Source organism: Sulfitobacter sp. M85, from assembly GCF_029285915.1.
GTDB lineage: Bacteria > Pseudomonadota > Alphaproteobacteria > Rhodobacterales > Rhodobacteraceae > Sulfitobacter > Sulfitobacter faviae.
In genome coordinates this window covers 88309-112062 of sequence record NZ_JABECQ010000004.1, presented here as the reverse complement: position 1 = coordinate 112062, position 23754 = coordinate 88309, and the positions used below count along the sequence as shown (strand labels likewise).

Genomic DNA, 23754 nt, shown 5'->3' with positions numbered 1-23754 from the left:
GGTTCCGGTTAGAGGTAGTTCAGGAAGGACAGGCGCGAGAGCCGCGCGGTGATGGCAAAGCTGGAGTCGAGTTGGTTCTGCAATTGGGTCAGACGGGTGGCCGCGTCATATTGGTCGACCCCTTCGAGGTTCATCACCTCCCCATCCAGAAACAGCGCCCGGCTTTCTTGGGCCGCGATCGTATCGGCAAGTTGTGCGCGTTTCAGGCCGGTCTGGGTTTCCAGATCGGTCAGCCCTTCGAGCCCCGCGCCGATGGCGCTGCGCGCCTCGCTCAGCCAAGCATCGCGGGCGGTCTCGTCGGGGATGTCGCTGGGGTTCACCGCGCTCAGCATCGCCAGCCCTCGGACCAGATCGCGGATTGCCGGGTCATTGGCTTGGGCGGTTTGGGTGAGAGTTTGCGTCTCAGACGTACGCGAGGTCAGCGGCGGATTGCCCGACGGCGCGCCGTTGTAAAAGGTGTTCTCGAAATTGTGGTTGAAGAACACCGAACTGTCGCCAAAGCCCGCCTTAAGGTCATCGATGGCGCGCTGCACATCCGCCACATCGGTCAGAGGGCCGCCGATCATGTGATCCACCGCGATGGCCGGGGATTCGCCGGTGCGCGGGTTGATCTCATCCCAAGCTTGCAGCGGGTTGGTGTCGCTGCGGGTGCCCGACATCAGGAAACCGGAACTGTCGCTGACCGCCGCACGCTCCAACACCCGGTCAAGCGCCGTGCGTGCCGCCTGCGACAGGTAGGTCGTCGAAAGCCCGCCCGCGCTGTCGGTGGTGAAGGCTTGCTCAAGCACATCCTGCCCCACGTCGCGCATGGCCCCGAGCGATGTTTCCACAGCGAGAAAACGGCGGTCCAAAAGCGCATTGGAGGTCAGGAAACCATCGTTGCGGGTGATCTGCATCCTGATGGCAATAGCATCGGCAGAGCGGTGGCCCAGATCGTCATAGGGGTTGGCCTTCAGCCCGGTCGTCACCTCTTTCGACACGTCCGAGATCTCGGCGGCGAGGCGGCTGGTCTGTTCGCGCTGGCGCAGGCTTTGCAAGGCGGTGGAGACGGTGCGGGAAATCTCGGTCATCCTATCCTCACACGCTGGCCAGAAGGGTATCGAGCATATCGCTCAGGCTGGTAAGCACCTGCGAATTCGCGCCATAGGCCTGTTCGATTTCCAGAAGCTTTTGCAATTCGGTATCGACGTTCACGCCCTCGATGCTGCTGCGGTTGTCCTCGAAGGTGATGAGCCGCACGCGCGCCGTCTCGGCCTGCCCATCCGCCCCGACCCGCAGCACGTTTTGTTGGCTGACCAGATCGGCGGCGTAATCCCCCAGACGCGCATTGGTGCTGAGGCCCGTGGCCGCGTCAAAGGCCATGCCCGTTTCAAGCACGTCGACAAAGGCGTTCAACTGCGTGGTGTCGCCCGGCTCGCCGGGGAATGTGGCACCGGCACCGTCGCGCAGCCGCCAAAGCGCGCCGCCCTTGTCGGGCTGGACGCTGTCATTGAGTGCAAGCCGCCCGGCCAGCCCATCCAACTGCCCCGGATCGAAAGCGCCGCCCGCATCGGTGAAAAGCCCCGGCTGCCCGGCCCCGACGGAGGCATCTGCGGCCTCGAAACTCTGCACCAGCCCGCGGGCGAGTTCATCCAATTGCAGCTTCATCTGCGGCAGGTCATTGGCGATCAACCCGCTCAGCCCCGCAAGGCGGCCACTGTCGGACCCGCGCGCGGTGGGGCTGTTTGGCGTGATGTCGATGTCCCCTGCCATCAGCCGCCCCGTCTCGGGGTTGGCGTTCAGCCGCACGGCGGTTTCGCCATGGGCCAATTCCGTGCCGCCCGTGGTGTGCAGTGTCAGCGTTCCATCCGCTTCCCAACGGCTTTGGAAATCCATCTGACTGCCCAAAGCATCAAGGCGACGGTTCATCTCATCCATCAGCCCGCTGGTGCCGGTGGGGTCGGTTCCGGCAAGGGCCAGACGTTCGTTCAACGCAGCGATATCCGAGAGCGCCGCGTTCACCTCGGCCACGCTCGCCACAAGACTGTCACCGGCCTGTGCGCGGCTGGCCTCAAGCCCGATGGCGGCCTCGTTGATGCTGTGCACCAAGGTCTCGCTGCGCGACAAAAGGTCGTTCTGCGCGGCGGGGTCGGAGGGGTTGTTGGCCAGAAGGTCGAGCCCTGCCTGAAACTCCGCTAGACGAGCGGCGGGGGAGACTTCATCGCCCGGCTCGCCCAGAGTGATCAGATAGCTGCCGAGTATCTCACTGGTGGCAGAAGCGCGGCCCAATTCAGCCGAAGCATTCCGCGACATGCCTGCAAGGCGTTCATCCACCTGCCGCGCAATGCGCAACTCTACCGTGCCACTTTGACCGTTGGTCGTGACCTGCGCGGCCTCGCGCCGGACGTAGCCTTCGGTTTGCGCATTGGCGATATTGCCCGCAACGAGGTTGGCTCGACCCTCTGTCGTGCTCAGCCCGCTGCGGGCAATGCTAAAGGCAGATGAGATGCTCATTCATGCACCGGGTTAGCGTTTGATGCTTAGCGTTTCACTCAGCATCTCATCGCTGGTGGTGATGATCTTGGCGCTTGAGGAATAGGCCCGCTGTGTCTGGATCAGGTCGGTCAGCTCTTCCGCGATATCCACATTGGAGCCTTCGAGCGCCCCGCTGTTGATGCTGCCGAGACCGTTCAACATCGGGTTGCCGATGCTCACCGCGCCGGAATCGCGGGTCGCCACATAGGCGTTGCCGTCGACCGAGCGCATCTGGTCGGGGTTGGCGACATTGGCAAGCGGCACTTGGAACAGCGCGCGGCGCTGGCCGTTGTCGAAGACGCCGTAGAGGATACCGCTGTCGCTCATCTCGGCCCGCTCAAGGCTGCCGGTCTCAGTGCCGTCATCCGAAAAGGCCGGAGGCGTGTAGTCGCCCGAGAACTGGGTCATCCCCTCAAAGGTGCCGGGCGCGCCGAAGTCGATCTCAAGCGGTTGGGGGGTGCCGCCGTTGTTGATTTGCAGGGTCACCACGCCGGTCGCGGGATCAATCGGCAGGGTGCCGGGCGTGTAGCTCGCCGGGCTGCCTGCATTGACGCCGCTGTCGGTGAAATTCACCGTCGCTTCGCCGTAGCTGCTGCCCGCTTCATCGCTGATGCTGACAGTCCATTCGTTGGCCGTGGCCCCCGGTGTCCAAGACAGGTTCAGCGCATCGCTGCCGCCCAATTGGTTCACATAGCGCAGGGTGGATTCAAAGGCCGTGCCGGTGGTGCCAGCGCCGGTCTCCTGCGCGGGGACATTGCCCGAAACGCCAACGCGGGTGCTAGGCGTGCCTTGGACCTGATAGCTCGCCACATTGACGGTGCTGAGGTCATTGTAGCTGGTGCTGCTGACACTGCCCGTGGCGCCGCTGGCATCCGTCGGAAAGCCCGAGAGGAAATAGCCCGCCGAGTTGCGCAGGTTGCCGTCCTGATCCGGGGTGAAGGAACCGGCGCGGGTCAGGTAGTAGTTGGATTCGACAGGATCGTTGGGGTTGCGCGAGACAACGAAGAAGCCGTCACCCTGCACCGCAAGATCGGTCGAGCGCCCCGTGCCCATGATATTGCCATTGGCCGAGATATCGGCGCGCACATCCGTCAGCACCCCCGCCTGCGTCGACCCGGTGTTCTGTGTCACGAATTCCGAGAAGGTCCGCCGGTAGCCTACGGTATTGGCGTTGGCGATATTGCTAGAGATATTCTGGACGCGGGAGGAGTTGGCCTGCAACCCGCTGACCCCGATTTGAAGGGCGCTTGTAATGCTCATGACTTGATCCTGCTCGTTCTTGTTATTCTTGACTTATACATGAGAAAGCCGATTCTTCATGACTAAAGCAAGAATAAAATTTGTTTTTGATATTTATGTCACTGACTTTCCTTGACGTCCGTGACCTTGGTCACGGCATCTAGGATACGGTCCGCGCTCTCAATGCTCAGCCGCATCACGTCTGACCCCAGCGGCCCCTCTTCGGCAGGGCGCGCGCCCAGCCCGGTGGCGATCTCGGCCCAGCCGGGCAGGTCGGCCAGCGCGGGAAAGGCCGTGGCGGCTCTTGCGACCGTGGCACTGTCGCCCGCCTGATAGGCGGCGAGGGTCAGGCGGGTGGCATCGGCAAAGGCAAACTGCTGGGGGTGCGCCTCCCACATCTCAAGATAGGCGTGCCGCGCAGCGCCCCATTTGCCGGTCTCGTAGAGGGCCACCGCGCGGCTGCGGCGCAGGTCCATGTCCTGGGCGCGCAGGCGCAGGGCGGCGAGTTCATCCGACCGGCCCGCCTGCGCCAAGGCCTCGACCAAAAGCGCTTCGGCCTCGGCGCCCTGATCGTCGGCATAGCCGCTGAGCAGGTCCACTGCCGCATCCGCCTGCCCACCTGCCAAAAGCGCGCGCGCTTCGCCGCGCCGCAAGCGGGCCATAAGGCTGGCATCGGGGGCAGTCGCCCCGCCCCGCTCCAAAGTCTGGGCCATTTCGCGCAGCGCGCGATACTCCCGCGCGGCAAGGGCGGTCATCCCGGTATCCAGCAGGCGTTGCGGCGCGGCCATGGCATGGCCGACAAAGCCCGGATCGAAACGCCAGCGGGCGCTGATACGGGTGTGCCCTTCAAGAAATGGCCCAAGGTCGATCTCCCCCGCCGCCCCAGCGGCATAGAAGGCACCGTAGATCGCCCGCGCCTGTGCGCGTAGCGCCCCGGCCTCCTCTTCAGGGGCGGTGCGCAGCAAGTTATGCAGCGCCCACAAGGCGGTATCGGTGTCGCCCTGCTCTGCGGCGACCTCCGCCAAAAGCTGCGCGCCTTCGCGCCCGAGGGCATCCCCGCTCCACATCCAGCGCGCGGTTTTCAGCAAAGACAGCGCGTCTTGCCCCGGCAGGGTCTCGGTCTCGCGCCCCATCCGGACCAGCGCGAGCCGCGCCCGTTGCGCATAGGCATCGCGGCCCTGTGCGGCTTGGACATAGCCTTCTAAAGCCATCAAAAGATCGCCCGACACCTCTGAGGCGCGGGCCAGAAGGTAGCGATAGGCGGGGCCATCGCGCAGCTCGGCATGGTCGGGGAATTGCGCGGCCAAAGCCTGCGCCACGTCCCAATTCTCGGCCTCCAGCGCCGCTTCAAGCAGATCGGGCAAAATGGCGGCTTGGATGGCGGGTGACAGGTCGGCGAGGCTTTCCAAGGTGCGCGGCATCAAGCGCGCCGCCTCAGCCACCGCGCCAAGCCGGGCAAAGGCCGCCGCGCGCAGAGCTTGCCCCTGCCCCCAGCCGACGGACCATGACACCGCCTGTCCCAGATCGCTTCCCGCGCCCCCATCGAGCAGGGCGAGCGCGAGGCTCAGGGTCCGGTGCCGCCGCGCGGCATGGCCGGAGAGGGTTTCGGCGTCGAGCGCTTCCAGAAAGCCCGCCGCCTCGGGGCGCATCATCCAAGCAAGGTGCAATTCCGCCAGCCCCAGCAACACCTCGGCCCGCGCAGGATCCTCCGGCGCGGAGACCTCTGCCAGCTGCGTCATCAATGCTTCGCGCGTGGCGAGAAAGTCCTGCTCCCCCTGCTCGGCCAAGGATAGAGGCGCAAAGACAGCACCCTCCTCCGCCGTCGCGGGTGAGGCCAAGAGCAAAGACAGGCCAAGAACAATGTTGTGCAGATGCTTCATTATATGAATAGATGCACTTTATTCTTGTAAAGATCCATTCTTTATTTCACACTGATCTTCATAATGTCACGCCATCCTTGCCCAAACTGAGGCCCGTTATGACGGAAACCAGCCATATCAGCATGTCGCTGGCGACTTCCCTCCAGCGCCAGCTCGACATCACCGCCAACAATATCGCCAACGCCAGCACCGCGGGCTACAAGGGCGAACATGTGGTGTTCGAGGCGCTGTTGCAGGACAACACCGCGCTTGGCGACGATCAGGCGGCTTTTGTCAGCGATACCGGCTCCTACATCGACACCCGCCCCGGCGCGCTGTCGCAGACCGGCAACCCGCTGGACGTGGCGCTGCATGGTGAGGGGTGGTTCAGCTATCAAACCGTCGACGGGCAGCAGGCCTTTGGCCGCGATGGCAGCTTTGCGATCGACCCTGAGGGCAATCTGAAGCTCCTGTCGGGGGCCAAAGTGCTCGACGCGGGCGGTGCGCCGATCCAACTGCCCCCTGCGGGCATGGGCGATATCAACATATCCGAAGACGGCACCATTTCGGGCAGTGAGACCGGCCCGCTGGGCCGGATCGGCGTTTTTAATATCCCCGAAATCCAAAGCTACAAGCGACTTGGCGGCGGCATGTTGGTCGCCCCCGAGGGCGCTGCCAATCCCGCCGTGGCCGAAGCCGTGCAGGTGCGCCAAGGCACGCTGGAGCTGAGCAACGTCAACCCGGTGCGCGAGATGACGCGGCTGATCGACGTGCAGCGCGCCTATGAGCGCACCAATACCATGATGGGCAATGCGGACGACTTGCGCCGCGACTCGCTTAAACGGATCGGACAGGCGGTCTGACCCGGCATCCGTAAAACGGAAGGAACGAGAAAATGAAGGCACTCAGCATCGCCGCGACCGGCATGATGGCGCAGCAGACCAATGTCGATGTGATCTCGAACAACATCGCCAACGCGAATACCACCGGGTTCAAGGCCAGTCGCGCCGCCTTTCAAGATCTAATCTACCAATCGATGCAGCGCGAAGGCGCCGTCACCTCTGAGGCCGGATCGACCCGCCCCGTGGGCATCGACATCGGCATGGGCGTGCAGACCGCCGGCACCGTGCGGCTGAACACCCAAGGCGGCATGGTGGCCACGGAAAACCAGCTTAACGTCGCCATTGACGGGCGGGGCTATTTCTCGGTCACGCTGCCCGATGGCGGCACCGCCTATACGCGCGACGGATCGTTCCAACTCTCCCCCGAGGGTGAGATCGTGACGATGCAGGGCTACCGCGTCGAGCCCGGCATGGTCGTGCCCGAGAACACCACGGCGGTCGAGATCAACGAACAGGGCGTCGTCATGGCCTATGTTGAGAATGATCCCGTCCCGGTGGAACTGGGGCAGTTCAGCCTGACCACGTTTGTTAACGAGCCGGGGATGCGCCCGGTGGGCAACAACTTCCTACTGGCGACCGAAGCCTCGGGCGAAGCGCAGGTGGTGAACCCCGGCGATCCGGGCGCGGGGATGATCCGTCAGGGCTATCTTGAGGCGTCCAACGTGAATGTCATCCAGCAGATCACCGATCTGATCTCGGCACAGCGCGCCTATGAGATGAACTCCAAATCAATCGAGACCGCAGACCAGATGCTCTCGGCTGCGAACCAAATCCGCTAATGCGACGGCTCGCCGCCCTCTTCCTTGGCCTGATGGCGCTGACCGGCCCCGCCCTCTCGGCGCCCATCGGCGTATTGGTCGAGGAACGCGCGCGGCTGGACTACGCCGACAGCCTGCCGCAAGAGGGTGCCTTCGAGATCACGGTCAAGGACGCCCCCGCCGAAGAGGTGCTGACGCTGGCCGAGTTCTGGATGGACCCGCGCAGCGGCAAGTTTCTGGCCAATGCGGTGCTTGAGACGGGCGAGGTGCAGCGCATCGCGGGCTATGCCCTTGTTACCATGCCGGTCCCTGTGCCCATCACCCGCCTGCTGCCCGATGACATCATCATGGAAGACGACCTGACCGTGATGCGCCTGCCCGTGGGCAGGATCGGTGCCTATGTGATGACGGATATGGAAGAGGTCGTTGGCAAACAGGTGCGCCGCGTGCTGACGCCGGGGCGGCCCATTCAGACGCAGTCCATCATCCAGCCGCTGGTCATCAACCGGGGCGAGCGGGTGGAGATCTATTTCAGCGACGGGCTTCTGGCCCTCTCCTCACCCGGGCGCGCGCTTGATGACGCACATGAGGGGCAGGAAATCCGTATCGTGAACCTTGTCAGCAACAAAACGGTCACCGGCATCGCCACCGGCGAAGGGACCGTGGAGATCATTCGATGACCACCGCTTTCGCGCGCCCCTCTGTCTTGATGCTCGGCGCGGCCCTTGCCCTGACCGCCTGCGATACCGCAGATCACTTCGACCGCGATCCGCAGCCCTCGCCGATCGTGGTGGACGGCCAAACCATCCCCGAGGTCGCCCGCGTACAGGTGCCGATGCCCGCCGTCGCGATGGAGCCGCCGCGCCGTGGCAGCGCCAAGGCCTCGCTCTTTTCTGCCCGCAGCGAAGCGTTGTTTGCCGACCAGCGCGCCGATGATATTGGTGATATCGTCACCGTCGTGATCTCCATCGACGACCGCGCGCAACTGCGCAACTCGACCGACCGGGAACGTGAGGGTGCAAGCTCCATCGGTTTCCCGACATTCTTTGGCTATGGCGCGAAAATTGCCGCAATTCTGCCTGGAATCAGCGCGGCAGACCTGCCGAGCGGTGATGTGGTCGAGATCGGCTCAGCCTCCGAAGCGAGCGGCTCTGGCGCTATTTCCCGCAACGAACAGATCGAACTGAAAGTCGCCGCTTTGGTGATCGACAAACTGCCAAACGGCACGCTCGTCGTCGCGGGACGCCAAGAAATCATGGTGAATCAAGAGCTGCGCGAGCTGCGCATGGCCGGGATCGTGCGCCCTGCCGACATCCGCGATGACAACACCATTTCTTACGACAAGATCGCCGAGGCCCGCATCGCCTATGGCGGCAGAGGCACGCTGTCGCGCGCGCAAGAGCGCAGCTACGGCGAAGACGCGATGGATGTGATCCTGCCCTATTAATTCCTGACTTGGTCACAAAGTGAGACCATTGCCGTCGCAATCGACCGTTAAACCTGACGAAAGCTCAGGAAAGGTCGAACATGAAAAAGGCAGCAATCGCATTTATAGCACTCCCCTTGCTTTGCATGGGTGCAGGCTATGGCGCCGGTCTGGCCCTCGCCCCTGCCCCAGCCGAAGCGGCGGGGACAAAGAGTGATGAGAAGACCCCACATGGCGCGGAGGAGGCCGTAAAGGACGCCGCCCATACGCCCGAGAAAGACGCCCATGGTGCCGAGGGCGAAAAACCCGCCAAGGGCGATGAGCACGCGCCGATGGACAGTTATGAACTGGCCAAGGACCGCACGGTGGTGCGCCTTGGGCAGATGACGATCCCGGTGGAGAAGACCAACAGCGTCTCTTATGTGGTCGCGGATTTCGCGCTCAAGATGGGGTCACTGGAATTGGCCGAACGCTACCGCCGGGTCGAAGACGCGACGCGGATGCGCGATTCGCTCTTGCAGGCGATGAACCTAGCCGCCGAAAGCGCCGTGCTGCGCGGCGTGGCGATCGACAGCGAAGCCCTGTCGCGGCTGCTGCGGGATCTGATCAGCAAAGAGCATAAGGGCGTCGATGATGTGATGTTCGTATCGCTCTACAAACAAGATGTGGCGCGGCTCTGACACGCGCCACAGCGCAGGTTTACAGAACCGAACGCACCACGTTCGACAGCACGGATTCCCCGTTATCCAGTTCCAGCTCCGGCCCGTAGGCGGTGAAGTTCACCCGCGTCACCTCGGACCGGGTCAGCGGGGTGACGCCTACATCGTTGCCCTCGGCATCTGTCGCCGTGATCTCAACCCGGAAGGTATCGGGCGGCACCGGCAGCCCCACGGAATCGAGGCGGTTCCACTCCACGTCGATCACCTCTCCTTCGGCGGTGGAGAGGCCGGGCATCTCGCGGATCAGGGTGCCGTCTTCGGAGAAGATCCGAACGGTCACCTCCTCCGCCCCGGCGTTGAGCTGGTAGCTCAGCGGGAATTCATCTTCGGTCATGCGCACTTGGGTCGAGGGCACCAGCACGTCCCGCCCGATCAATTGCAGGTCCGACATCGCGCCCACGGTGGAAAGCATCGTGCTGATCCGCTCAAGGCTCGCGTTGGTCGCGATGCTTTGCTCGACTTGGGTCAACTGTGCCAATTGCGAGACGAACTGCGTCGAATCCACCGGGTTCAGCGGGTCTTGGTTCGAAATCTGCGCCGTCAGCAGGGTGAGAAAGCTGTTGTAGCTTTCCTGAAGCTCAGCGGATGAGGTCGCCGCCGCCGAGGTGTTGGCGGTGCTCAGGGTGCTTGCTGTGGTCGCGTCGATCATGGTCTCGCCTTTCAGGTGAGGATATCTAGCTGCCCGGCGCCGAGGCGCGGGCTGGGGGTCTGGGCCAAGGGCGCAGCGTCACCGCCCTGCGCATCATCGGCCTGTGCTGTGGTCTGGGTGAACGCCGGGCCCTGTTGCTGCCCGCCATTGCGGCCCCTGTCGCCGAAAGTCTGGAAATCGAGATCCGCATTCTCGGCGCTGATGCCGCGCGATTGCAGCGCGTCCAGCAGTTGCTCACGGTCTTGCCGCAGCATGTTCAGGACCGAGGCGCTTTCGGTGGTCATAGCGATCTGCATGCGCCCCGCCTCACTGCGCACAACCTCAATCTCGATCTCGCCCATGCCGTAGGGGGAGAGCGAGAAACGCAGCTTGTTGTCCGCCGTATCAAGGCTGCGGATCTGTTGGCTGACGTGTTGGCGAAGCTGTTCTTCCGGCGCGGCGGCTGGGTTCGGCGCGGGGGCCGGCGTGGGCTGCGGCGGGCTGAGGCGTAGCCCCTCACTCTGCGGTGCCTGCGGCGCGGTCAAAGCGGCGACCTCGCGCAGGACGGCCTCTGCTGCCGGGGCATTTGTGCCGGGCTGGGCTACCTTGGCGGCATCGACAGCGGCGCTGAAACGCTCGGCGGCGGCTGTGAGGCGCGGGTCTGCGGCTTCAATGCTCAAGTCCACCTTGGGGGCGGTCGTGCTGCCCTCGGCCTTCGCGGCGAGGGGCGGTTCTGTCGCCCCCACGGTGGCGGCTCTCGGGGCCGGTCCCTCACTCGGCAAGACCGTTTTAAACCCGCTCTGTTCGGCAGGGCCTTCGGCCTGCAACACTGGCGCGGCCCCTTCGGAGGCAATCACGCGCGCCCCCAGCTGGGCCTGCCCCATGGCCATACGTCCCACAACCGGCAGCGCGGCCGAGGCGATGCTCAATTGGCTCGCCGGGGTGGGCAGGCGCAGGGCACCGGCGATCCTCTCCTCCAACGCGGCCTCAAGGCTGGGGTCATCCAAATTCGCCACCGCCTCCAGCGCGCCGAGGTTTTCAGGCGGCGCTTCGCCCAAGGCTTCGGCAAATGCGACGAGGGCGGCTTTCGGGGTGATTTGCTGGCTGGTCTCCTCCAACCCCGCCAGGGTGTGATCCATCAGGGCCATCAGCCCCTCTGCCGTCTCAAGGTCGATGTCCTCGGGCAGCGTATCGGGTGCGGCTTCCACCTCTGGCGCGGCTTGCAGGTCTTGGCCCTGCGCCTCCGACGCGCCTCCCTGCCCGGCCAACCCCTGCATCAAGGCGGCAAAGCCTTCGGCAGCCCCCTTCCCCGAGGGCTGCCCGAGACCTGCGGCATTCGGCACCGCAGTTGCTGCCTGAAGTTGAGCGATCATCTGACGTCCTCCAACTTGGGATCCACGGCGGGATTCCGAAGGCTCTTGTAGGATCAGGAGATCCGCACGTTCCCGCGCTGATCTTCAAAGGCGCGGCGTGCGCTGCGGGCCTCGACGAGGGCTTTGAGTCGCAGGGTCCACTGGTTAAGGGTCACGGGCGTCTCTGTCCCGGTCAGCGCACGAAGCGAGATCTGCGCGCCCTCTGCGGGGGCTGCAAAGACCGAATGACTGTCGACCGGACGGCCCCAGTACTGCCCCAGAACCGCGCTGAGCCCCATGCGGAAGGCCGCAGGCTCAAGCCCCAGCTTGAGCAGCTCATCCGCCTCGGCGGCGTGATGGTAGGCCTGCCCCAAAGCGTGCAGAACGCTGTCTTCGTCCATCATCGGGAACAGGCCGCGCCCGATGATCCCGATCAGCACTTCGCCCACCAGCGCACCGGCGGCTTGGGAAATATTGGTGAAATTGTCGCTTTTGCGAATAACGACGAGCGAGCCATAAGGCACATCGGCGTCGAGTTCTTCGGCAAGGATATCGCCAAGGCAAATGCCCGGGATCGGTTCGATGCAATCTGGCATTGCCACCGGGTGACCGGCCCAATCCTGCATCTCGAAGACCGAAGCTTGAACCGGAATCAGCGCCCGGATCAGCATGTTGAAATGACGGCCATCGGCCGATGAATCCATGTGGCAGGCACCCTTCCAGATGCCACCTATAAGTGAGTTTACCTGCATTTCCGCCTCGTTCAGGACGTTCTGTCCATGGTTTATCCGGGCGATTTTTAAGAGTTTTTTAGGTGCCCGGTGCTCGATTATTACATAAGGTCTAGATCGCAAGACCTTGACCGTCAACAATTTTACAAGACCGTGCCATTTTTTTGGGAATCAGCGGCAGGGATGTCGCACTTTTGCCAAGGATGGAAATCTCGCACAACCGGGCCGATAGAGCCTTGAAAACAAGGTCTACTTGGCTTGATAGACCAAGCGAATCGAGATGCGCCGGTTTTCCGGCGCCAGGGGATCGACCGTGTTGATCGGTTGCGTGTCGGCCACACCCGACACCCGCATAAAGCGCGCGCCTGCGATGCCCGCGGCCATCAGCGTGCGGCGCGTGGCATTGGCGCGGTCTGCCGAAAGCTCCCAATTCGTGTAGCCATTGTTCGCGCCAAAAGCGGCGGCATCGGTATGGCCCACAATCTCGACCGGCTGGTTCTGTTCGGCAATCACATCGCCGATGGCCAGCAGCAACTCGCGGGTCTTCGGGGTCACCTCGGCACTGCCCCGCGCAAAGAGAGACCGCTCATCCTGATCCAGCACCTGAACCGTCAGCGCCCCGTTCGATTTCTCCAGCCGGACATTGCGCGCCAGATCATTCAGGGTGCTGTCAGAGGTGATCCGCTCGGCGATGTCCTCCGCCATGCGGTCGATCTCGGACTGGCGGCGCTCTGATTCCTCGATCGCGGCGAGAGTGGCGGGATCGGCGGGCGCTGCGGTTTCGGGCGCTTCGGCATATTCCACGACCACGGCGGCGGGTTTATCACGCAGACGGCTGTCGAAGACCATCATCGGATTGTCACGGCCAAAGGTCGGCTTTTGCACATTGCCGGTGTTGTCGACCGCGCCGGTCATCACCCCTGCGGCCATCAACGGGCGCAGGTCCGCCGCCGCATCCGAAGAGGATCCGCCGTCCGACACCGTGGGGGTAAAGTAATTTGCCAGCCCGCGCAGCTTTTCCTCATCCGAGGCGGCGAGGATCCACAGCAGCAGGAAAAACGCCATCATCGCGGTCATGAAGTCCGCATAGGCCACCTTCCAACCGCCGCCGTGGTGGGCGTGGCCGCCCTCCGCGTCGTAGCGCTTGATGATGATCATCGCGTTCTTCTTGTCAGCCATCACGCGGCCTCCCGATTACGCAAGACCGGGCACGGGGGCCAGATCAGGAAAGCTCTGCGTTGTTGTCCGATTTGTCGCGGCTGTATTTGCCCAGACCTGCGCGTTTGGCGTATTCGGCCTTGCGCTTGGAATAGCTCGGCGCGACCAGCGGCGTGTCGGCAGGCAGGTTGAACATCACGCGGTATTCCGCTTCGGTCAGCCCATGTTCGGCCCCGAGGTGACGTTTCAGCATCTTGAACCCCTTGCCGCAACATAGGCAAAAGATCGTGTCTTCGGTCATCGGCTGCTCGCCCGGTGCGGCGGTCATGCCCTGCGCCTTGGGCGCGACGGGGGCCACGGCGGCGGCTGGGATATTGGCCAATGGGGTGGCGGGGGCCTCAGCGGGGGTCGCGCGCAGACGCTCGACCAAGGTCAGGATATCGTCAATGGTCACGTCGCTGCGGCTGGCGAACCCCGAAACGATGGTCGCAATCGCGGTATCGCTCAGATTCTGCTTGGGGGGTACATTAGGCATGAAGCAACTTCCTTGTTAAGTTAATCTTGCCTTCTGCAAGGTTCGCGAAGCATTCAAAGAGCGCTTCGCAAGGGACGCAGCAAAGATAAATAATTCTTCGCCGTTTATTCTTATCACGATTCGAATTGTATTTGGAACCCGCGCAAGTATTGGCAAGCACTTTTTCGCCATATCGTGCGGAATGCATCACGGCTCCATCTGCGCGACGGTTTTGAAGATCGCGCTTTTCGGGGCCGGATCGGGGGCCACGTCATTTCCGGTGGTCTGGGCGATGATTGTGCTGAACAGACCGGTCACCCCCAGCCCTGCCACCGCGATCAGCGGCACATGCAGGGACTTCCACAGGCTCTTGCGGGGCGCGGGCGGCTGCGGTGCCAATGCGGCGGGGTCGAGCAACTCAGGCTCGGGCGCCGGGGGCACCTCGATCGGCGCGCCGAACTCGACAAAGATGCCGCGCGGCATGACGGCCACCTTCACTTCACGGCGCGCGCAGCTGTCGCTGAAGCCTGCGGGGAAGAGCTCAGCCGGGATGTCGATCACCATATCATCCTTGGGCCGCCACTCCGCCGCGAGGGTGTCACGGGGGATATAAACCGATGCGAAATCATCCCGAAACGCGATATCGCGCACCAAGGTCGGCACCATGGGCAGCGGCTGCTCCGGGTTGGAGGCGATTCGCATGCGCCCCCCGGCGAGCCACATCTCAAGCCGGACATAGAAACACTCCCCCGGCTGCACCTCGGCAGAGGGCATATAGCCTTCGGGCGGACCCGAGCGCAGCTTGCGGCGCTTGCGGTTGCCGATGGGAAAGATCTTGTTGGTGCTGACGCGTTGGAACTGGTCCAATTCGGGCCGCTGGCGCATCAACTCGTCGAAATCCAGCCCCTCTTCGCGGGCGAAATTATAGTTGATCAGATAATCCGCCGCCGTTTCCTCAAGCGTTTTGCTGTCTTGAATGGCCTTCAACAGCGCATTTTCCTCAGAAAACAACAGCCTACGGCAGGGGTGGCCCTCAACCTCGGGGCTGACGGCAAAGCTGCCCACGGGACGGTCGAGGATATCCGCTACCCGATCGAAAACTGCATGTTCTTCGTCATTGTGAAAGACCACGAACTCGCAAAGACCGGCGGCATCCATGCACAGCAGCAGCCGCATCTCTTCGGGCCAGCCCGGCACGAGCACCGAAAGCTCGGAGGGATCGACGAAATAGGCGAAGGCATCGGGCTCTTGCAGAGCGTCGACATCACCCTTCAACTCTTCTTTGACCGAAAAACCACTATTCATCATTGAAACCCAAGTTCTTTCCTAGATAATACTTGTATAGACCCATTCACTCAAGGATAAAGTAAGAATAGTTTCTTTTTGGAGGCGTGTGCAGCAATGACACTCTTGCTTGGTCTTGTAATGGTCTTCGGTCTGGTCTTTGGCGGTTTCATGCTGTCGGGGGGCAATATGGACATCGTCCTGCACGCCCTCCCCTACGAGGGCATGATGATCGGCGGTGCCTCTCTGGGGGCCTTCGTGATCGCCAACTCCTTCTCGGTGGTGAAGTCATCGCTGGCCGGGGTGATGCGGGTGATCAAGGGGCCGCGCTGGAAGGCGGCGGATTACAACGATCTGCTGGCGCTGATGTTCGAACTGGCGCGTCTTTATAAGACCAAGGGCATCGTCGCGATGGACGAACATATCGAAAACCCCGAGGCCAGCCCGATCTTTCAGCGCTACCCCAAGCTGATGAAAGACCACTTCCTGACCGACCTCATCGCCGATAGCTTTCGCATGATGTCGATGCAATTCGACGACCGCTTCCAGATGGAAGACGTGTTGAACCGCAAGATCAAAAAACACCACCACGAGGCGCTCGTCTCGGCCCGCGCGATCCAGAGCATGGCTGACGGCCTGCCCGCCATCGGCATCGTCGCGGCGGTTCTGGGGGTGATCAAAACCATGTCGTCGATCGACAAGCCGCCAGAGATCCTTGGCGCGATGATCGGCGGTGCCTTGGTCGGCACTTTCCTTGGGGTTTTCCTTGCCTATTGCATGGTGCAGCCCATCGCAGGCCGGTTGGAGCAGATCGAGGAAGAAGACGGAGCGATCTATACCGTGATCCGTGACGTCATCGTCGCCATCGTGGCGGGCCACCCGCCAAGCATCTGCATCGAACTGGGCCGCGGCAACATTCCCACGACGAAACAGCCGAACTTCTCCGCCGTGGAGGCCTCGCAGCGCGAACTGCCTGCGGTATGATGCGCCCCCTGCCCCTGATCGCGCTGATCGCGCTCCTTGCCGGGCCGGGGCTGGCGGCGGGACCGGCCAAGGAAAAGGATGCAGAAGAGGTCGACAAGACCGCCAAAGCAGAGGCCCGGCTGCCCAATTCCATGCGCCGTCACGGTGTCATCGGCCATGTCCCCCCGATGGAGGGGCTTCCGCTGCTCGACGCCGAGGTGCTGGAACGGATGCGCGAGCGGCTCATCGTTCTGTCACAGGGCGCAGAGCAGTGAAGCCAAAGCGCGGCGACGGGCTGGCTGTTTTGTCGCGGCTGAAACGCTTTGAGATGGAGAATGTCGCGCTGGAGATGGCCGAGGTGAACCGCGCGCTGACCCAGATCGAGAACGAACGCCACAGCCTGATGGAGCAGCTCAACGACCGGGGCGATCCCGATGCGGTGGAATCGACGCGGGTGGTCTCGGCCTTTATCCGCAACGTCTCGGAAACCATCCACCGCAAGGAGGCCGAGGCCGAGCGCCTGCGCGCCGACAGCGCGGGCATCCACGACAGGCTGAACGGGCTTTTCGCCGAGGCCAAGCGCATCGATCTGATCCGCAACCGCCGCGCCGAGGCCCGCAGGCAAGCCCTGCAAGAAGCCGAGATCGCCGCCCAAGCCGAAGGGTTTCTGTCGATCTGGCTGGACGATCAACGATAATTACACGGCCATATCCATTTACGGGAACTATTTACAAAAATTCCCCTAAATAGGGAATACCGGACAAGAAAAAACCGCAATTCGATTCCATCAATGCCCCATTGAAAATGTCGCCCTGGGGAGGGGGGGCGCCGAGGCCAACGCGTTTTTATTCCGGCTTCGGTATAGTTTGAGAGGATTTACGATGAAGCGAAGAGGATTTTTCACCGCCGCCGCAATCGGTGCCGCGTCTTTGAGCGTCAGCCCGCTCTGCGCGCAATCGGCGGAGGTGACCCTTGCCGAGGTGCGCGCCCTGTTCCAAAGCCGCGACCTTGGCGCGCGCCGGATGGTGCAGGACAGCCTGAAACACGAGGGCTATTACAAGGGGGCCATCGACGGCGCATGGGGGCCGGGGACCGAAGCCGCCTTTCGCGCGCTCATGGCCTCCGACCGCTACCAACGCCACGCGCCGACATGGACGTTTGCCCATGAGGTTCAGGTCAGCGAAACGATGTTCTTCCTGACCTCCGACGCCTATATGTGACTGCGCCCGGGGCCCTTTCGGGCCTCGGCCTTACCCCGCCTCCGCGACCGCCAGTTCGGCCATGCGCAGCGCCGCGTCGCGGCTTGCCGCCACGGCGATGAACCGCGCGTTGTGACAGAATTTCGCCCCCGGCACGCCGCTTGCGGCCTCCAATTCGGCATCCGTTAGCCCGGCCCAAGCCTCGGGCAGATCGGCGCGGGCCTCGAAACTATCACCGCTTTTGCGGATCGTGGTCAGGGCCCAATCCTCTCCGCGCGGATGCACGACGAAGAGCAGGTGATCCGCCCCGGCCTTTTCCACCGCCGAGCGGAAGGGCATGCCCGTGGGCAGTTCCAAGACGCGCCCGCTGCCTGCCGCCTCAATCGCCTGCATCACCATCGCCTCGGCCCGGCGTTTGGCGGCCTTGCCCTTGATCGCGGCCTCCACAAAGGCCCGCGCGACAGGCAGGGCGGCCATGAAGGCCCGGTCGTCGGCATCCTCACCCCGTTCGTCGAAAACGGGTTTCAGCGTCTCCAAGAGCACCGGCAGGGTCATGCCCGCCAGCGGCCCCGCGACCGAGGGTTCAAGCGCGCCATTGTCGATCAGGTCGACCGGCAGCACGAAGCCTTGATCGAAACTGTGGTGGATATCCTCCACATCCGCCTCGGGCACGTCGAAGCTGCGCAGATAGTCTCGGCCATAGTGCTGCCAGATCAGCCCGAAAGAGCTGTAGGGCTGGCCATCCTCGCGCAGCGGTCCCGGGCGCTGGTGGTGGTCAAAGGTCAGCGCTTCGGCGTCATAGTCGCGGCCCACGTCATAGATGATCCGCCCCGCGCCGGGGGTGATCCACGCGGCATCCCGGCTGCGCATCAGCACCGCCTCCGGGTAAAGCCGCGTCAGGATGACGGAGGACAAAAGCTCATCCGCGTGAAAGCCGCCCGAATGGGTGACGAGATGGGTGATGGTCATGTGGGTGGCTCCGCTGCGGCTGGGGAAATCGGTCAATGGTGGCTTGCGCCCCCATACTGCGCGGCGCAGGCCAAGTGCAAGCCGCCCGCCCTAGCGCGACAGCGCGACCAGCGTGGCCGAGACGGGGTCGAGGATGAAGGCCCCCACCTGCGCCCGGGCCTGCGCCAACCCATCGCGCCGCTCGGGCATCAACTGCACGAGAGAGGCAAAGCGGTTGTGATGGGTGCCGTCTACCGCGCCAATGGCCGAGATATCGACCAGCAAGACGCCATAGCGTTTGGCCAGCGCCTGCACCGCCGGGGAGCTGGCACTTGTGCGCCCGATCCGAGGCCGCGCCCCGGCAAGCCCCGCCGAAATGCGCAGCGCCCGGTCGTCCGGCGCCACAAGGATGGCCATGGGCGGATCGAGCGGCCCGATCACCTCGACCTGTTTGCGAAAGACATCCACGTCGATGTCGGGGGCCGCGAGGACCACATCGCTCAGCCGCGCGATCACCTCATCCTGCCCCGACAGGCGCAACTGCCGCAGCGCCTCCACCACCAGCCAGCCGCCCATGCTGTGGCCGAAAAGCGTGATCTCGCCCACGTCGGGGTCGGCGGCAAGGGTGCCGAGCATGGCGGCCAGTTCATCGCGCGAATAGAGCGCCGCGTCCTTATCCGCGACATAGCCCACCACCGTCCCGGCAGAGGGCCAAGCAAACAGGATCGGCTGTTCGGGCAAATGCCCATCCGCCGTCACCTGCGCCAACCGGAAGAGCGATTCCGGGAAGGTCTGGTTGTAGCCATGGACAAAGACCAGCACGTCCTGCCGCCCCCGGCCAGAGCGGTGGATATCGAGCCCCGGCAGCGGATCGCGCGCCGTCACCGCAAAGCTGCGGCTCGGGTCTGGCTTCTCGTTGGGCCATTCGATCTTGCTGGCCTCATGGTCTGGCGGGATGGCGATGGTGAACCACTCGTAATTCAGCGCCCGCGCGCGGGCGTCGGTATAGGTGCCGGTCTGCGGATCGCGCCTGCGGGTCGAGGCCACGGTGATCGCCAAACTCTGCGCAGCTTCGGCCTCGGGCACCACCGTCAAAGTCTCCCCGCCCGGGCGCGGTGCGCAGGCCGACAGCAAGACCACCGCAACCGCGCAGAGCGTCTGTAGCCCCCGGCCCCCAATCCCATGTCCCTGCATAACGCCCCCCCGGCCCTTCGTTCGGCGCAGTTCTAGCCCAATTGGCCCATAAAGTCATAGACGAAAGGCCCCTGCGACTGCGACGAAACAGCCCCGCTTTAGACTTACGGCAGCCCCCTCTCTCTGCCCGCCTCTGCCGCCAACAGCTTGCGGCCCGTGTCGAGCACGCCGTCGACGATGTCATTGGCAATCGCCGCGCTCAGCGCCGCGCCATCGCGGGCAGTGAGGGCGGCCAGCACCTCTTTGTGGCGGTCGATCTGATAGTATTCCGCCACCTCGGTGATGACCTGCCGCTGGAAAGGGCCGAGTTGCAGCCAGATGCTTTCGATCATCGGCAGGGACGCCTGCGCGGGGTTCACGGAGTAAAGCATCCGGTGGAAGGCTTGGTTCAGCAGCGTCAGTTGATCCGCGTTCCGCGCGGCCACGAAACGGTCCATACTGCCGTCGATCTCGGTCAGCCGGTCGATCACGATGTCCGAGATATAGGGCAAGGCGCGCAGGGCGGCGTGGGTCTCAACCGCGATGCGCAGGGCGACCAGCTCCTCAAACCGCTCGGGGGTCATCAGCGGCACGGTCAAGCGGCGGTTGTCCTTGATCTGGATGGCATGTTCCGAACTCAGCCGCCGCACCGCCTCGCGCACCGGAGTCGGGCTGAGGCCGAGCCGCTCCGCAATGCCGCGCATGGTCAGCGAGGTGCCCGGAGTGATCGCGCCCAGCATGATCGCATTGCGCAGCCGCTCGTAAACATATTCTTGCGTCGTCCCGCCCGGAATTTCGGGGATCTCGGGAATGTTGAGCGCATCGGTATCGGTGTCGATCATTTGGCCGCCTTTGGTCTTTCGCCGCTGACCATACGCGCGGGGGCAATTGACAGACAAGCGGATAGTGATATGACATTACAACAAATGGTATCACATTTTTAGGTTCGATATCGAAAGGAACCCCATGTCCGAGAGCAAAGCCGAAGCGTGGCTGGCGCAACATCCCGAGATCGAATCGATCTTTGCCTGCGTTTGTGACCTCAACGGCACCATGCGCGGCAAACGGGTGCCCGCCGATCAGGTGTCCAAAGTCGTCGAAGGTGGGCTCCGCCTGCCGCTGTCCATCGTCGGCATGGATATCTGGGGCGAGGATGTTGAAAACAGCGAGCTGGTGTTCGAGACCGGGGATTCCGACGGGCTTTGCGATTTCACCGGGCGGCCCCTGATGCCGATCACATGGACCACGCGCCCCACGGCGCTGGCCATGCTTTGGATGCGTCAGGAAAACGGCAAGCCCTTCCCCGGCGATCCGCGCCGCGCGCTGGCCGAGGTGGCCGCGCGGTTCAAGGCGCGCGGGTTGACCCCCGTGGTCGCCACGGAACTGGAGTTCTACCTCTTCGACCCGACCGAGGATCACCCGCAGGCCCCCTGCTCTCCGGTCACGGGCAAACGGCTGGATTCCGACGGTGCGCTGTCGCTGGACGAGTTGCAGCATTTCGATGAGTTCCTGAACGAGGTCTATGACGCCTGCGAATTGCAGGGCATCCCGGCTGATGCCGCCATTTCGGAAAACGGGGCGGGGCAGTTCGAGATCAACATGCGCCATGTGGACGATCCGCTGCGCGCCGCAGATGACGCGGTGCTGTTCAAACGTTTGGTCCGCGGCATCGCCCGCAAACACGGCTTCGCCGCCACCTTCATGGCCAAACCCTATGGCGATCTGGCGGGCAGCGGCTTTCACGTTCACTTTTCCTTGGTGGATGAAAACGGCGTCAATGTCTTCGACAACGGCGGGGAGGAAGGCACGGCCCTGATGCTTAACGCCGTTGCCGGTCTGCTGGCCACGATGCAGCAAAACACGCTGACCTTCGCGCCGCATGAAAACTCCTACCGTCGCCTGCTGCCGGGCGCCCATGCGCCGACCAATGTCGCTTGGGGCTATGAGAACCGCACCGCCGCAATCCGCATCCCGGGCGGCGACCCCAAGGCCCGCCGCATCGAGCATCGCGTCGCCGGGGCCGACGCCAACCCCTATCTGGTGCTGACCAGCATCCTGGGCGGCGCGCTGTTGGGGATCGAGCAGGACATGCAGCCTGTCGCCCCGATCACCGGCGACGCCTATACAATGAAGCTCGACAACCTGCCGCTCGACTGGGCCACGGCCATCGACGCCTTCCGCAAGGGGCCGGATGTGCCCGGCCTGTTCTCTGCCCGGTTGCAGACCATGATGGTCGAATGCAAGACGCAGGAGTTGCGCAAATTTGCGCGGCAAGTGACCCATTTCGAATATGACACCTATCTGGAGATCGTCTGATGTCGCGCCATCCCTACGCCGGAGACGGCAGCCATACGTCAAGCTACTACGCCGCCTCGGCCAACCCCGCCCCCGCGCGCCCCGAATTGCAGGGCGATCACGAGATCGACGTCTGCATCGTCGGCGCGGGCTACAGCGGGCTGTCGACCGGTCTGCATCTGGCCGAAAAGGGCTATAAGGTCGCCATCATCGAAGGCGCGCGCGTGGGCTGGGGGGCCTCGGGGCGCAATGGCGGGCAGATCGTCAACGGGCTGAACGCGAGCCTGCAAACGATCAAGCGCCGCTACGGTCAGGACACCGCGACCTTCGTCGCCGGCCTGGTGCAAGAGGGTGGCGAGATCATCCGCGAGCGGGTCCGCACCTATGACATTCAATGCGACCTCAAGGACAAGAACATCTTCACCGGCCTCACCACGGCGCATATGCGCGAGTTGGAGGAGCGGCAGAAGCTCTGGCAAAGCTACGGCATCGACAATCAAGAGATGCTGGACAAGGAACAACTGCGCGCCCACGTCAATTCCGACCTCTACGAAGGCGGGCTGATCGACCATTCGGGCGGCCATATGCACCCCCTGAACCTCGCCCTCGGCGAAGCGGCGGCCTTTGAGAAGAACGGCGGCACGATCTATGAAATGTCCCCAGTCACGGATGTCGATCACGAGGCCGCCCGCCCCGTGGTCCGCACGGCCAAGGGGACGATGACCTGCAAGACACTGGTGCTTTGCGGCAATGCCTACCTCGGCCACGTGGTGCCGACGCTGGCCCCGCGTGTGATGCCCGTCTCGACCCAAGTGATGGCCACCGAACCGCTGAGCGAGGCGCAAGCCCATGCGCTGCTGCCCACCGATGCCTGCGTCGAAGACATTCGCTATATTCTCGACTACTACCGCCTGTCGGGCGACAAACGCATGCTCTTTGGCGGCGGCACTGTCTATGGCGGCGCGGACCCGCGCGACATCAAAGCCAAGCTCAAGCGCAACATGGACAAGGTCTTCCCCCAGCTGAAAGACGTGAAGATCGACTATGCTTGGAGCGGGAATTTCGCCCTCTCCTTCAGCCGCGTGCCGCAGATGGGCCGGATCGGTGACAACACCTATTTCGCCCATGGCTACAGCGGCCACGGCGTGACCGGTTCGCATACCTTCGGGCGTATCCTTTCCGAGGCGATCGACGGCGACCTCACCCGCTTTGACGTTTTCGCCAATGTGCCATGGTTCCCCTTCCCCGGCGGGCGCATGTTCCGCGTGCCCTATTCGGTCGTGGGGTCGTGGTGGTACGGGCTGCGCGACCGTTTGGGTGTCTGAAACCTTTTGACAGGGCTGGGGGTTTCTTCACAGTGGCGGGCACGGCGCACGTCATGAGTGGAAGGACCCCATGCCCGATCAAAAGCCCGCCTCCGTGATCGTCTTCGACGTGAATGAGACCCTGCTCGACATCACCACGTTGGAGCCGCTCTTCACGCGCCTCTTCGGCGACGCCTCGGTGATGCGCGAATGGTTTGCCGAGCTGATCCTCTATTCCCAGACCATGACCCTCTCGGGCCGCTACGCGCCCTTCGGCGCACTGGCGGGTGGCGTCTTGCGAATGGTCGGCGCGAACAAAGGCGTGGCGGTCACGGATGAGGACCTGGCCGAGTTGAAATCCCGCATCGGCTCCATGCCCGCCCACCCGGATGTCGCCCCTGCCCTGCGCAGGCTGCAAGAGGCGGGGTTTCGGCTGGTCACGCTGACCAATTCGCCCCCGTCCCCGGCCCCGACCCCGTTGGAGAAAGCCGGGATCGCCGATTTCTTCGAGCGGAGCTTCAGCATCGACGCGGTCGCGAAATTCAAACCCCATCCTGCGACTTACCAGATGGTGGCCGAGGCGCTTGATCTGGAAACCGATGATCTCTGCATGGTGGCCTGCCACCTGTGGGACATTATCGGCGCGCAGGCGGCGGGCTGTCAGGGGGCCTTCCTCACCCGGCCCAACAACACCCTGATCAAGGTGCAAGAAGTGCCGCAGCCGCACTACCTCTCGGACGATCTGGCGGATTTGGCCGAGCAGATCATCGCCGCGAACGGGCGCTGAT

25 protein-coding genes are annotated in these 23754 nt (G+C 63.5%); 12 read left to right on the top strand and 13 right to left on the bottom strand.

The annotated features are described in order from the left end of the window. Positions 1 to 8 precede the first annotated feature (8 nt). From HKX24_RS09100 to HKX24_RS09085, 4 genes are all read right to left on the bottom strand, one after another. Positions 9 to 1070 (bottom strand): flagellin, encoded by a 1062-nt coding sequence (locus tag HKX24_RS09100; protein WP_271692048.1) that lies wholly within the window; start codon positions 1068 to 1070, stop codon positions 9 to 11. 7 nt (positions 1071 to 1077) lie between these two features. Then, positions 1078 to 2493 carry a flagellar hook-associated protein FlgK gene (flgK, locus tag HKX24_RS09095; RefSeq protein WP_271692050.1) on the bottom strand — a complete coding sequence of 472 codons (1416 nt, stop codon included), beginning with the start codon at positions 2491 to 2493 and terminating at the stop codon, positions 1078 to 1080. Positions 2494 to 2505: 12 nt separating this feature from the next. Then, the gene (locus tag HKX24_RS09090; protein WP_271692052.1) at positions 2506 to 3774 is read right to left on the bottom strand and encodes a flagellar hook protein FlgE; all 1269 of its coding nucleotides are present in this window, start codon (positions 3772 to 3774) and stop codon (positions 2506 to 2508) included. A gap of 98 nt (positions 3775 to 3872) precedes the next feature. Continuing rightward, on the bottom strand, positions 3873 to 5633 hold the full coding sequence (locus tag HKX24_RS09085; RefSeq protein ID WP_271692054.1) for a hypothetical protein: 1761 nt from the start codon (positions 5631 to 5633) through the stop codon (positions 3873 to 3875). A 98-nt stretch (positions 5634 to 5731) separates the two neighbouring features. On the opposite strand from HKX24_RS09085, the gene flgF reads away from it, so the two are divergent. From flgF to HKX24_RS09060, 5 genes are all read left to right on the top strand, one after another. Then, complete coding sequence (gene flgF, locus HKX24_RS09080; RefSeq protein ID WP_271692056.1) at positions 5732 to 6475, top strand: flagellar basal-body rod protein FlgF; 744 nt, start codon at positions 5732 to 5734, stop codon at positions 6473 to 6475. A gap of 32 nt (positions 6476 to 6507) precedes the next feature. After that, complete coding sequence (gene flgG / locus HKX24_RS09075) at positions 6508 to 7293, top strand: flagellar basal-body rod protein FlgG (protein WP_067938908.1); 786 nt, start codon at positions 6508 to 6510, stop codon at positions 7291 to 7293. Next, complete coding sequence (gene flgA, locus HKX24_RS09070) at positions 7293 to 7952, top strand: flagellar basal body P-ring formation chaperone FlgA (RefSeq protein ID WP_271692058.1); 660 nt, start codon at positions 7293 to 7295, stop codon at positions 7950 to 7952. The genes flgG and flgA overlap by 1 nt, the downstream gene beginning before the upstream one ends. Then, positions 7949 to 8719 (top strand): flagellar basal body L-ring protein FlgH, encoded by a 771-nt coding sequence (locus tag HKX24_RS09065; protein ID WP_120350413.1) that lies wholly within the window; start codon positions 7949 to 7951, stop codon positions 8717 to 8719. Before flgA ends, HKX24_RS09065 begins: the two co-directional genes overlap by 4 nt. An 80-nt stretch (positions 8720 to 8799) precedes the next feature. Next, positions 8800 to 9378: a hypothetical protein gene (locus HKX24_RS09060; protein ID WP_276153929.1), complete on the top strand. Its 579-nt coding sequence runs from the start codon at positions 8800 to 8802 to the stop codon at positions 9376 to 9378. 19 nt (positions 9379 to 9397) lie between these two features. On the opposite strand, the gene HKX24_RS09055 is transcribed toward HKX24_RS09060, so the two are convergent. The 6 genes from HKX24_RS09055 to HKX24_RS09030 all read right to left on the bottom strand — a co-directional run bounded on the left by HKX24_RS09055 (position 9398) and on the right by HKX24_RS09030 (position 15108). Next, on the bottom strand, positions 9398 to 10066 hold the full coding sequence (locus tag HKX24_RS09055) for a flagellar hook capping FlgD N-terminal domain-containing protein (protein ID WP_271692060.1): 669 nt from the start codon (positions 10064 to 10066) through the stop codon (positions 9398 to 9400). 11 nt (positions 10067 to 10077) lie between these two features. Beyond that, positions 10078 to 11418, bottom strand: coding sequence for a flagellar hook-length control protein FliK (locus HKX24_RS09050; protein ID WP_271692062.1), 1341 nt, complete (start codon positions 11416 to 11418; stop codon positions 10078 to 10080). A 53-nt stretch (positions 11419 to 11471) separates the two neighbouring features. Continuing rightward, entirely contained in the window at positions 11472 to 12101 is a 630-nt protein-coding gene (locus tag HKX24_RS09045) for a hypothetical protein (protein ID WP_209217519.1), read from the bottom strand. A 276-nt stretch (positions 12102 to 12377) separates the two neighbouring features. After that, complete coding sequence (locus HKX24_RS09040) at positions 12378 to 13307, bottom strand: flagellar motor protein MotB (protein WP_271692063.1); 930 nt, start codon at positions 13305 to 13307, stop codon at positions 12378 to 12380. Between the two features lie 43 nt (positions 13308 to 13350). Next, positions 13351 to 13821, bottom strand: a complete 471-nt coding sequence (locus HKX24_RS09035; RefSeq protein ID WP_271692064.1) for a MucR family transcriptional regulator — start codon at positions 13819 to 13821, stop codon at positions 13351 to 13353. Between the two features lie 186 nt (positions 13822 to 14007). Next, positions 14008 to 15108, bottom strand: a complete 1101-nt coding sequence (locus HKX24_RS09030; RefSeq protein WP_271692065.1) for a hypothetical protein — start codon at positions 15106 to 15108, stop codon at positions 14008 to 14010. 93 nt (positions 15109 to 15201) lie between these two features. Here HKX24_RS09030 and motA point away from each other — a divergent pair, with 93 nt between their 5' ends. The 4 genes from motA to HKX24_RS09010 all read left to right on the top strand — a co-directional run bounded on the left by motA (position 15202) and on the right by HKX24_RS09010 (position 17267). Further along, positions 15202 to 16068 carry a flagellar motor stator protein MotA gene (motA, locus tag HKX24_RS09025; RefSeq protein ID WP_271692066.1) on the top strand — a complete coding sequence of 289 codons (867 nt, stop codon included), beginning with the start codon at positions 15202 to 15204 and terminating at the stop codon, positions 16066 to 16068. Beyond that, positions 16065 to 16322, top strand: a complete 258-nt coding sequence (locus HKX24_RS09020) for a hypothetical protein (RefSeq protein ID WP_271692067.1) — start codon at positions 16065 to 16067, stop codon at positions 16320 to 16322. The genes motA and HKX24_RS09020 overlap by 4 nt, the downstream gene beginning before the upstream one ends. Beyond that, complete coding sequence (locus tag HKX24_RS09015) at positions 16319 to 16744, top strand: hypothetical protein (protein WP_276153928.1); 426 nt, start codon at positions 16319 to 16321, stop codon at positions 16742 to 16744. The genes HKX24_RS09020 and HKX24_RS09015 overlap by 4 nt, the downstream gene beginning before the upstream one ends. Before the next feature lie 184 nt (positions 16745 to 16928). Then, the gene (locus HKX24_RS09010; RefSeq protein ID WP_067262423.1) at positions 16929 to 17267 is read left to right on the top strand and encodes a peptidoglycan-binding domain-containing protein; all 339 of its coding nucleotides are present in this window, start codon (positions 16929 to 16931) and stop codon (positions 17265 to 17267) included. A gap of 30 nt (positions 17268 to 17297) precedes the next feature. Here the strand turns inward: HKX24_RS09010 and HKX24_RS09005 are convergent, their stop codons facing one another. The 3 genes from HKX24_RS09005 to HKX24_RS08995 form a co-directional block, all read right to left on the bottom strand. Next, positions 17298 to 18215, bottom strand: coding sequence for an MYG1 family protein (locus HKX24_RS09005; protein ID WP_271692068.1), 918 nt, complete (start codon positions 18213 to 18215; stop codon positions 17298 to 17300). Between the two features lie 90 nt (positions 18216 to 18305). Next, positions 18306 to 19388 (bottom strand): alpha/beta fold hydrolase, encoded by a 1083-nt coding sequence (locus HKX24_RS09000; protein ID WP_271692069.1) that lies wholly within the window; start codon positions 19386 to 19388, stop codon positions 18306 to 18308. A gap of 104 nt (positions 19389 to 19492) precedes the next feature. Then, entirely contained in the window at positions 19493 to 20209 is a 717-nt protein-coding gene (locus HKX24_RS08995) for a GntR family transcriptional regulator (RefSeq protein ID WP_271692070.1), read from the bottom strand. A 124-nt stretch (positions 20210 to 20333) separates the two neighbouring features. Between HKX24_RS08995 and HKX24_RS08990 the strand changes: the two genes are divergently transcribed. The 3 genes from HKX24_RS08990 (at position 20334) to HKX24_RS08980 (ending at position 23753) form a co-directional block, all read left to right on the top strand. Further along, positions 20334 to 21683 (top strand): glutamine synthetase family protein, encoded by a 1350-nt coding sequence (locus HKX24_RS08990; protein WP_067262431.1) that lies wholly within the window; start codon positions 20334 to 20336, stop codon positions 21681 to 21683. After that, on the top strand, positions 21683 to 22987 hold the full coding sequence (locus HKX24_RS08985) for an FAD-binding oxidoreductase (protein ID WP_271692072.1): 1305 nt from the start codon (positions 21683 to 21685) through the stop codon (positions 22985 to 22987). The genes HKX24_RS08990 and HKX24_RS08985 overlap by 1 nt, the downstream gene beginning before the upstream one ends. Before the next feature lie 70 nt (positions 22988 to 23057). Then, positions 23058 to 23753, top strand: coding sequence for a haloacid dehalogenase type II (locus HKX24_RS08980; RefSeq protein ID WP_271692073.1), 696 nt, complete (start codon positions 23058 to 23060; stop codon positions 23751 to 23753). The last annotated feature ends 1 nt before the right edge of the window (position 23754 follow it).

Bases quoted from the DNA above. Each gene is read 5' to 3' on its own strand.
- HKX24_RS09100 (WP_271692048.1), bottom strand. From the start codon at position 1,070: ATGACCGAGATTTCCCGCACCGTCTCCACCGCCTTGCAAAGCCTGCGC.
- HKX24_RS09040 (WP_271692063.1), bottom strand. From the start codon at position 13,307: ATGGCTGACAAGAAGAACGCGATGATCATCATCAAGCGCTACGACGCG.
- HKX24_RS08985 (WP_271692072.1), top strand. From the start codon at position 21,683: ATGTCGCGCCATCCCTACGCCGGAGACGGCAGCCATACGTCAAGCTAC.
- HKX24_RS09010 (WP_067262423.1), top strand. From the start codon at position 16,929: ATGAAGCGAAGAGGATTTTTCACCGCCGCCGCAATCGGTGCCGCGTCT.
- flgG (WP_067938908.1), top strand. From the start codon at position 6,508: ATGAAGGCACTCAGCATCGCCGCGACCGGCATGATGGCGCAGCAGACC.
- HKX24_RS09090 (WP_271692052.1), bottom strand. From the start codon at position 3,774: ATGAGCATTACAAGCGCCCTTCAAATCGGGGTCAGCGGGTTGCAGGCC.
- HKX24_RS09060 (WP_276153929.1), top strand. From the start codon at position 8,800: ATGAAAAAGGCAGCAATCGCATTTATAGCACTCCCCTTGCTTTGCATG.
- HKX24_RS09005 (WP_271692068.1), bottom strand. From the start codon at position 18,215: ATGACCATCACCCATCTCGTCACCCATTCGGGCGGCTTTCACGCGGAT.
- HKX24_RS09000 (WP_271692069.1), bottom strand. From the start codon at position 19,388: ATGCAGGGACATGGGATTGGGGGCCGGGGGCTACAGACGCTCTGCGCG.
- HKX24_RS08980 (WP_271692073.1), top strand. From the start codon at position 23,058: ATGCCCGATCAAAAGCCCGCCTCCGTGATCGTCTTCGACGTGAATGAG.
- HKX24_RS08995 (WP_271692070.1), bottom strand. From the start codon at position 20,209: ATGATCGACACCGATACCGATGCGCTCAACATTCCCGAGATCCCCGAA.
- HKX24_RS09055 (WP_271692060.1), bottom strand. From the start codon at position 10,066: ATGATCGACGCGACCACAGCAAGCACCCTGAGCACCGCCAACACCTCG.
- HKX24_RS08990 (WP_067262431.1), top strand. From the start codon at position 20,334: ATGTCCGAGAGCAAAGCCGAAGCGTGGCTGGCGCAACATCCCGAGATC.
- HKX24_RS09020 (WP_271692067.1), top strand. From the start codon at position 16,065: ATGATGCGCCCCCTGCCCCTGATCGCGCTGATCGCGCTCCTTGCCGGG.
- HKX24_RS09050 (WP_271692062.1), bottom strand. From the start codon at position 11,418: ATGATCGCTCAACTTCAGGCAGCAACTGCGGTGCCGAATGCCGCAGGT.
- flgF (WP_271692056.1), top strand. From the start codon at position 5,732: ATGACGGAAACCAGCCATATCAGCATGTCGCTGGCGACTTCCCTCCAG.
- HKX24_RS09035 (WP_271692064.1), bottom strand. From the start codon at position 13,821: ATGCCTAATGTACCCCCCAAGCAGAATCTGAGCGATACCGCGATTGCG.
- flgA (WP_271692058.1), top strand. From the start codon at position 7,293: ATGCGACGGCTCGCCGCCCTCTTCCTTGGCCTGATGGCGCTGACCGGC.
- motA (WP_271692066.1), top strand. From the start codon at position 15,202: ATGACACTCTTGCTTGGTCTTGTAATGGTCTTCGGTCTGGTCTTTGGC.
- flgK (WP_271692050.1), bottom strand. From the start codon at position 2,493: ATGAGCATCTCATCTGCCTTTAGCATTGCCCGCAGCGGGCTGAGCACG.
- HKX24_RS09085 (WP_271692054.1), bottom strand. From the start codon at position 5,633: ATGAAGCATCTGCACAACATTGTTCTTGGCCTGTCTTTGCTCTTGGCC.
- HKX24_RS09065 (WP_120350413.1), top strand. From the start codon at position 7,949: ATGACCACCGCTTTCGCGCGCCCCTCTGTCTTGATGCTCGGCGCGGCC.
- HKX24_RS09030 (WP_271692065.1), bottom strand. From the start codon at position 15,108: ATGATGAATAGTGGTTTTTCGGTCAAAGAAGAGTTGAAGGGTGATGTC.
- HKX24_RS09045 (WP_209217519.1), bottom strand. From the start codon at position 12,101: ATGGATTCATCGGCCGATGGCCGTCATTTCAACATGCTGATCCGGGCG.